The following is a 6,869-nucleotide window of genomic DNA, read 5'->3' as shown; positions in this document are numbered from 1 at the left end:
CCCCCCCCCCCCCCCCCCCCCCCCCCCCCCCCCCCCCCCCCCCCCCCCCCCCCCCCCCCCCCCCCCACCGCCGGCGCGCTGAGGGAGGCCAGGAGCGCGTCCGAGGCGGCCAGCGCGGCGCGGTCGGTGGTGCTCGACGTCGCCATGACCTCCTCGGCCCCCGTGGCGTCGACGAGGCGCGCCAGCACCCGCTCCACCTCGTCGGGCGCGCCGGCGACCGTGGTGCGCCCGGCGGCCTCCAGGTGCCGGCTTTCGGAGCCGGTGGGGCGCCGCTGCCGCAGGGCCTCCACCGGCTCGAGCGGCGGGAAGGCGCCCCGGGTGCGGGCCTCGGCCATGGCCCACGCCTCCGGGAGCGCCAGGTCGGCCGCCACGCGCGCGTCGTCGGCGACGAGGACGTCCAGCGCCACCACCACGCGGGGGCGGGGCTCGCGCGCGGTGGGGACGAACGCGCTGCGGTAGGCGGCGAGGGCCTCGAGCGCCGCGGCCGCCCCGTCCCCGTCCCGCTCGGGGTCCAGCAGCGGCGCCAGCAGCGGCCCGCCGACGACGACGGGCAGCCCCAGCCGCGCCGCCACGCCGAGGCCGGCGCCGGTGGCGAGGACGAGCAGCGGCACGTCGGCGCCCTGCGGCCGCGCGGTGACCTCCGCGGCGCCGTCGAGGTGGGCCCGCAGCTCCTCGAGGTCGCGCGCGAAGGCGTCGTCGTCCGCCGCGACGCCCTCGCGCCGCAGCGCGCGCCGCACCGGGGCGGTGAAGCCGGGGGAGCGCCCCACGCCGAGGTCCACCCGCCCGAGGTGCAGCGCCGCGAGCGTCGCGAACTGCTCGGCGACGACGAGGGGCGCGTGGTTCGGCAGCATGACGCCCCCCGAGCCCACACGCAGGTGCGCCGTCGCCGACAGCACCGCGCCGGCCAGCACCGCCGGCGCCGAGCCCGCGACGCCGGGGACGGCGTGGTGCTCGGCCACCCAGAAGCGGTGCAGCCCCAGCGCCTCGGCGCGCCGGGCGCGCTCGACGACCCCGGTCAGGGCCAGGGCGTCGGGCTCGCCGGTGCGCGTGCGGGCGCGGTCGAGCAGGGACAGCGGGACGTCGAGCACCTCGGCGGAACGCCGCCGCCCCGGCGTCCCTTCCGCCCCGACGGGCGGGCGGGCGCCGCCGTCGGGGCGGCAGGATGGCGGCCGTGGACGACGCCGACGCCAGCACGCCCGACGCCAGCACGCCCGACGCCAGCACGCCCGACGCCAGCACGCCCGACGTCGGCACGCCCGACGTCGGCACGCCCGACGCCGGCACGCCCGACGCCGGCACGCCCGACGCCGGCCCCGCAGACGGCGACCCTGCGGGTCCCGAGCCGGCGGTCGTGCCGGTCGAGGGCGGGATCCGGCTGGGCCAGCTCCTCAAGCTCGCCTCGCTCGTCGACACGGGCGCCGACGCCAAGGAGGCGCTCGCGGCGGGCGTCGTGCGCGTCAACGGCGAGGTCGAGGTGCGCCGGGGCCGTCAGCTGGCCTCCGGGGACGTCGTGGTCGTCGAGGGGGCCGGCGCCGTCCGCGTCGGCTGAGCGTCGGCCCCGCGCCACCCGTCCCGCGCCCCCCGCAGCGCGACGCCCGCCCGACACCGGGGGCGCCCGCCGTCGCGACCCGGCGGGGCGCGGCGCAGGATGGGTGGCGCCGCGCAGCCCAGCGGCGGCGCGCGCCACGAAGGAGCCCCATGACCCGCATCGTCTCCGTCGGCACCGCGGTGCCGCCGCGCACGTCGGCCCAGGCGGACATCACCGACGCCTTCAGCCAGGTCATCGCCTCGGGCGGTGAGCTCGACGGCCCCCGCCGCGCCCTGCTGCACCGCCTGCACGGCAACACCGGCGTCCGCCAGCGGCACCTGGCCCTGCCGCTCGAGGAGTACCCGCAGCTCGACGGCTTCCGCTCCGCCAACGACGCCTACGTCCGGGTCGGGCTCGAGCTGGGCGAGCGCGCCGTGCGGCAGGCCCTCGAGCGCGTCGGCCTCACGCCCCAGGACGTCGACGTCCTCGTCCTCGCCAGCACCACCGGCGTCGCGGCGCCGTCGCTGGACGCCCGCCTCGTCGAGCCGCTGGGGCTCCGGCCGGACGTCAAGCGGATGCCGCTGTTCGGCCTCGGCTGCGTGGCCGGCGCGGCGGGCGTCGCCCGCGTGCACGACCACCTCCGCGGGGACCCGGACGCCGTCGCCGTGCTCCTCGGCGTCGAGCTCTGCTCGCTCACGGTGCAGCGCGACGACACCTCCACCGCCAACCTCGTGGCGTCCGGGCTCTTCGGCGACGGCGCCGCCGCCGTCGTCCTCCTCGGGGACCGGCGGGCCGCCGAGCTCGGTCTGCCCGGCCCCGAGGTCGTGGGCGCCCGCAGCCGCTTCTACCCCGACACCGCGGGCGTCATGGGCTGGGACGTCGGCGGCAGCGGGTTCCGCATCGTGCTCACGACGAGCGTCACCGACGTCGTCCGGCAGTACCTGGCCGACGACGTCACCGGCTTCCTGGGCGGCCACGACCTCGCGACGGGGGACGTCGCCCGCTGGGTCGCCCACCCCGGTGGGCCGAAGGTGCTCGACGCGGTGACCGAGGTGCTCGACCTGCCCGAGGACGCCCTCGCCCGCTCGTGGGAGAACCTCGCCGAGAACGGCAACATGTCGTCGGTCTCGGTGCTCCACGTGCTGGCCGAGACGCTGGCGGAGCCGCCCGCCGACGGCGACCACGCGCTGATGTTCGCCATGGGGCCCGGCTTCTGCGCCGAGCTCGTCCTGCTCCGCTGGCCCGAGCCCGCGGGGGCGGGCGACGACCGGGCCGGCGCCGCGGTGGCGGCGTGAGCGTCGGGGTCTACGCCGTCGTCGTCCTGCTCGTCGGCCTCGAGCGGCTGGCCGAGCTCGTCATCTCGCGCCGCAACCTGGCGTGGGCCCTGCGCCGCGGCGGGTTCGAGTCCGGGCGCGGCCACTTCCCCGTCATGGTGGCCCTCCACACGGGCCTGCTCGTGGCCTGCCTCGTGGAGGTCGTCGTGGCGGACCGGCCCTTCGTGCCGGCGCTCGGGTGGACCATGCTCGCGCTGCTCGTCCTCACCGAGGCGACGCGCGCGTGGGTCATCGCCACGCTGGGGCGGCAGTGGAACACCCGGGTCGTCGTCGTGCCCGGCCTGCGCCGGGTCACGCGCGGCCCCTACCGCTGGCTGAGCCACCCCAACTACGTCGTCGTCGCCGTCGAGGGCGTCGCCCTGCCGCTGGTCCACACCGCGTGGGTCACGGCCGTCGTGTTCACGGTGCTCAACGCCGCGCTGCTGCTCCTCGTGCGCATCCCCGCCGAGGAGCGGGCCCTGGCCCGCCTGCGCACCTCCTGACGGGTGCGGCGAGCGGTCTCGCCGCACCGGACCGGACGCACGAGGGGCCCGGGAGCAGCTGCTCCCGGGCCCCTCGCGTGAGGACGAGCGGCTCAGCGCTTCTCGGCCTCGTCACCGGGGGTCGTGGGCGACGCGCTCGTCGTGGGGGCAGACGAGGGCTTCTGCTCGCGCACGGCCTCCTCGATGCGGTCGCCCGTCTCCTTGTCGATGTTCCGCCAGTAGGCGAAGGCCCGCTCGAGCACCGGCTCGGAGACGCCGTTGAGCAGGTGGCCCGACACGTTGGTCACGAGGCGGCTGCGCGCGCCGTCGTCCATGACCTCGCGGACGAGCGTGCCGGCCTGGCCCCAGTCGTCGTCCTCCGCGTGGTCGAGGTAGGCCGTGCGCGCCGTCGGGCCGCCGGCCGTCCACCCGGGCGTCTCGCCGGCGCGCTGGGGATCGGCCACCGGGCCGCCGACGCTGCTCGGCTGGTAGACGGGCTGCGTCGGGGGGTTCCAGCGGTACGCCATCGCGCCCTCCTTGGCGTACGTGCCGAGCGGGGCCACGGGCGCGTTGACCGGGAGCTGGGTGTAGTTGGTGCCGATGCGGTACCGGTGCGCGTCGGCGTAGCTGAACATCCGGCCCATGAGCATCTTGTCGGGGCTCGGCCCGATGCCCGGCACCATGTTGTTGACGTCGAAGGCGGCCTGCTCGATCTGCGCGTGGAAGTTCTCGGGGTTCGTGTCCAGCGTCATCCGGCCCACCTCGATCAACGGGTAGTCCTTCTGCGACACGGTCTTCGTGACGTCGAAGATGTTGTGGCGGTAGGACTCCGCCTCGGCGACCGGGATGACCTGGACGTGCATCGTCCAGCTCGGGAAGTCGCCCTTGGCGATCTTCGCGAAGAGGTCCTGGCGGTGGTGGTCGGGCGACGCCCCCGCGATGCGGTCGGCCTCGTCCTGCTCGAGGAACTCGTTGCCCTGGTCGGTCTTGAGGTGGTACTTGACCCAGAAGGCCTCGCCCTCTGCGTTGACCCACTGGAACGTGTGGGAGCCGTAGCCGTTCATGTGGCGCCAGGTGCGCGGCACCCCGCGGTCGCCCATGAGGACGACGACCTGGTGCGCGCTCTCGGGGGAGAGGGTCCAGAAGTCCCACTGCATGTCGTTGTCGCGCAGGCCGGACGCGGGGAGGCGCTTCTGCGAGCGGATGAAGTCCTGGAACTTCATGGCGTCCTTGACGAAGAACACCGGCGTGTTGTTGCCGACGAGGTCGTAGTTGCCCTCGCTCGTGTAGAACTTCAGCGCGAAGCCGCGGGGGTCGCGCCAGGTGTCCGGCGTGCCCTGCTCGCCGGCCACCGTCGAGAAGCGCGCCAGCATCCGGGTGGTCGTCCCGGGCTGGAAGAGGGCGGCGCGCGTGTACCGGCTGACGTCGCCGGTGACCTCGAAGGTGCCGAAGGCGCCGCCGCCCTTCGCGTGGACGACGCGCTCGGGCACGCGCTCGCGGTTGAACTGCGCCATCTTCTCGACGAGGTAGTGGTCCTGGAGCAGCGTCCCGCCGCCCGGGCCCTGCGTCATCGAGTGCTCGTCGCTGCCGGCGGGGATGCCGGCGTTGCTGGTGGTCCAGGTCGCCTCGGCGGTCACGGTGGGTCCTCCTGCTGGTCTGCGGGGGAGGTCGCCGGGACGACGACCTGCACCCCACCACCGTGCGTGCCGGCGGAGCGGCCCGCATCCCCGGGAGGGCTCCTCCCAGCCGGCTCCCCGCCCGCGCTCAGCCGGCGGCGCAGCGCGCGCAGGTGCCCCAGTAGATGACCTCGGCCTCGTCGACGACGAAGCCGTCCAGGGCGGGACCACCGCCGGCGCCGCGGGGCCGCGCGGGCTCGAGGCAGGGCGCGGCCCCCGTGGCGCAGTCGACGTCGCGCACCTCGCCGCAGCCCCGGCACACGAGGTGGTGGTGGTTGTCGTCGACGCGCAGCTCGAAGCGCGCGGGGGAGCCCGCCGGCTCGATGCGGCGGACGAGGCCCGCCCGCTGAAGAGCGCCGAGGACGTCGTAGACCGCCTGCACCGACACGCTGCCGATGCGCTCGCGGACGCCGCGGGCGACGTCGTCGGCGTCGGCGTGGGGCTGGTCGGCCAGCACGGCGAGGGACGCGACGCGCGGCGCGGTCGCCCGCAGACCGGCGCCGCGCAGCAGCGCGGCGCCCGGGGAGGGCGCCGTCGGCGGGCCGGCGGGGGTGCTCACCGGCTCACCTGACCACCCAGTCTGGAACCCGTCAAGCCTAGGGGGCCGGCCCGTGGGGGGGCGGGTCAGCGGACGGGCCCGGTGAGGCGCTCGCCGGGGCCCTGGCCCGGCGGGTCGGGGACCACGGAGGCCTCCCGGAAGGCCAGCTGGAGCGAGCGCAGGCCGTCGCGCAGCGCGCGGGCGTGCTGGTTGCCGATGTCGGGCGCCGCGGCCGTCACGAGTCCGGCGAGGGCGCCGATGAGCACGCGGGCCTCGGCCAGGTCGAGGTGCTCGCGCGCCTCGGGCCCCTCGGCGAGGCCGCACTTCACCGCTGCGGCGCTCATGAGGTGCACGGCCGCGGTCGTGATGACCTCCACGGAGGGCACCTCGGCGATGTCGCGGAGCTCGCGCGCTCCCTCGGCCGCGGGGTCGAGCTCGGGGGTCTGGTCAGCCATGCCTGCTACCCTTCCACGCAGACCGACCGCTCCCGCGCGCCCGCCTCCCGGCGGCACGGGGGAGCGGGACGCCAAGCGGAGGCCGAGCTTCCCACCCGAGAGCGACCCCGCCGTCCTGGCGGAGGTGGCCGGGTCCGGTCCGCGGTCGGCCCGGGACGGGCCGGTCCGCGTGCGCCCCCGTGCGCCGCCCGAGAGGCGGCGCGGGGGTGGCCGGCCCCGGGTGGGCGCGCCGCCGTCGACGCGTCCGCGGCGCGGGGCCCACCCTCGCTGCGGCGGTGCCGCCCGCACGCGACTAGGGAGCAGCACATCAGCGAACCGCGCATCAACGACCGGATCCGCGTCCCCGAGGTCCGACTCGTCGGCCCCGGCGGGGAGCAGGTCGGGATCGTCCGCGTCGAGGACGCCCTCCGCCTGGCCCAGGAGGCCGACCTCGACCTGGTCGAGGTCGCCCCGCAGGCGCGACCCCCCGTCTGCAAGCTCATGGACTTCGGCAAGTTCAAGTACGAGGCCGACATGAAGGCGCGCGAGGCGCGCAAGAACCAGGCCAACACGGTGCTGAAGACCGTGCGCCTGCGCCTGAAGATCGACCCGCACGACTACGCGACGAAGAAGGGCCAGGCCGAGAAGTTCCTCTCCGCGGGGGACAAGGTCAAGGTCATGATCATGTTCCGCGGCCGCGAGCAGTCGCGGCCGGAGATGGGCTACCGCCTCCTGCAGCGGATGGCGGCCGACGTGGAGGAGCTCGGCTCGGTCGAGAGCGCCCCCACGCAGGACGGCCGCAACATGGTCATGGTCATCGGCCCGCACCGGAAGAAGGCCGAGGCGCGCGCCGAGCAGCGCCGTCGCCGCGACACCCCCGCCGCCGAGGCGGCGCCGG

The 6,869-nt window shown here is 76.6% G+C and carries 8 protein-coding genes; 4 read left to right on the top strand and 4 right to left on the bottom strand.

What is annotated here, in order from left to right:
- Positions 1-1,088, bottom strand: a 1,088-nt coding sequence (locus WDV85_RS14225) for an MsnO8 family LLM class oxidoreductase (RefSeq protein ID WP_339571245.1), incomplete at its 3' end; no start/stop codon positions are given.
- 83 nt (positions 1,089-1,171) lie between these two features.
- Between WDV85_RS14225 and WDV85_RS17180 the strand changes: the two genes are divergently transcribed.
- Genes WDV85_RS17180 through WDV85_RS14210 form a run of 3 tightly spaced genes read left to right on the top strand, consistent with a single transcriptional unit; the run spans position 1,172 to position 3,344 of the window.
- Entirely contained in the window at positions 1,172-1,549 is a 378-nt protein-coding gene (locus WDV85_RS17180) for an RNA-binding S4 domain-containing protein (protein ID WP_445263346.1), read from the top strand.
- Positions 1,546-2,823 (top strand): type III polyketide synthase, encoded by a 1,278-nt coding sequence (locus WDV85_RS14215; RefSeq protein ID WP_339571372.1) that lies wholly within the window; start codon positions 1,546-1,548, stop codon positions 2,821-2,823. The genes WDV85_RS17180 and WDV85_RS14215 overlap by 4 nt, the downstream gene beginning before the upstream one ends.
- The gene (locus WDV85_RS14210) at positions 2,820-3,344 is read left to right on the top strand and encodes an isoprenylcysteine carboxyl methyltransferase family protein (protein ID WP_339571244.1); all 525 of its coding nucleotides are present in this window, start codon (positions 2,820-2,822) and stop codon (positions 3,342-3,344) included. Before WDV85_RS14215 ends, WDV85_RS14210 begins: the two co-directional genes overlap by 4 nt.
- Positions 3,345-3,436: 92 nt before the next feature.
- Here WDV85_RS14210 and WDV85_RS14205 read toward each other — a convergent pair whose 3' ends face one another.
- The 3 genes from WDV85_RS14205 to WDV85_RS14195 all read right to left on the bottom strand — a co-directional run bounded on the left by WDV85_RS14205 (position 3,437) and on the right by WDV85_RS14195 (position 5,992).
- Positions 3,437-4,894 carry a catalase gene (locus WDV85_RS14205; protein WP_445263345.1) on the bottom strand — a complete coding sequence of 486 codons (1,458 nt, stop codon included), beginning with the start codon at positions 4,892-4,894 and terminating at the stop codon, positions 3,437-3,439.
- Positions 4,895-5,087: 193 nt separating this feature from the next.
- Complete coding sequence (locus tag WDV85_RS14200; protein ID WP_339571242.1) at positions 5,088-5,558, bottom strand: Fur family transcriptional regulator; 471 nt, start codon at positions 5,556-5,558, stop codon at positions 5,088-5,090.
- Between the two features lie 65 nt (positions 5,559-5,623).
- Positions 5,624-5,992 carry a DUF1844 domain-containing protein gene (locus tag WDV85_RS14195; protein WP_298801575.1) on the bottom strand — a complete coding sequence of 123 codons (369 nt, stop codon included), beginning with the start codon at positions 5,990-5,992 and terminating at the stop codon, positions 5,624-5,626.
- A gap of 267 nt (positions 5,993-6,259) precedes the next feature.
- Here WDV85_RS14195 and infC point away from each other — a divergent pair.
- The coding region (gene infC, locus WDV85_RS17175) for a translation initiation factor IF-3 (RefSeq protein WP_445263344.1) at positions 6,260-6,869 on the top strand (610 nt) is incomplete at its 3' end.

Origin of the sequence: Pseudokineococcus sp. 5B2Z-1 (assembly GCF_037482305.1) — a bacterium.
GTDB lineage: Bacteria > Actinomycetota > Actinomycetes > Actinomycetales > Quadrisphaeraceae > Pseudokineococcus.
The sequence above is the reverse complement of the archived record's forward strand: the minus strand, read 5'-3'. Positions and strand labels throughout refer to the sequence as shown.

Excerpts from the sequence above, each read along its gene's own strand:
- WDV85_RS14205 (WP_445263345.1), bottom strand. The coding sequence starts at position 4,894 with ATGACGCAGGGCCCGGGCGGCGGGACGCTGCTCCAGGACCACTACCTC.
- WDV85_RS14195 (WP_298801575.1), bottom strand. The coding sequence starts at position 5,992 with ATGGCTGACCAGACCCCCGAGCTCGACCCCGCGGCCGAGGGAGCGCGC.